The sequence below is a fragment of the Neisseria sp. P0020.S005 genome, from assembly GCF_051957055.1.
Taxonomy (GTDB): Bacteria; Pseudomonadota; Gammaproteobacteria; order Burkholderiales; family Neisseriaceae; genus Neisseria; species Neisseria subflava_A.
The window spans coordinates 1-453 of the sequence record NZ_JBQCWV010000062.1 but is presented as its reverse complement, the minus strand read 5'-3'; the positions used below and the strand labels follow the sequence as shown (position 1 = coordinate 453).

The 453-nt window shown below is 56.1% G+C and carries 1 pseudogene; it reads left to right on the top strand.

The annotated features are described in order from the left end of the window. Positions 1 to 453: pseudogene (locus ACTHTU_RS11300) on the top strand (hypothetical protein); the annotation flags it as partial.

The following is a 453-nucleotide window of genomic DNA, read 5'->3' as shown; positions in this document are numbered from 1 at the left end:
CCCACACAAACCCCCACCAACCCCCCCAAACCCCAACCCTACAACCACACCCCCCAGACGACCAACCCCACACACCAACCACACCACCAAACAACCAAACCACCCAACAACCAACCAACACCACCCAAAACACAAACCACCAAAACACCCACCCCCACCCACCACCCACACCCCCAAACACAAACACCAACACCACCCCAAAAAACCACCAACAACAACCCACAACCCCCCCAACACACCACCCAACACCGCCTCAACCCCACACAAACACCCACCCCCAAACCCAAAAAACACCCCAACAACCCACACCAACACAACCCCAACCCCAACCCACACCCACCAACCACCCCAACACCCAAAAACAAACAACCACCACCAACAACAACCCAAACAACACACAAACACCACAACAAACAACCCCCCCACCCAAACACACCACCCACACACCACCCC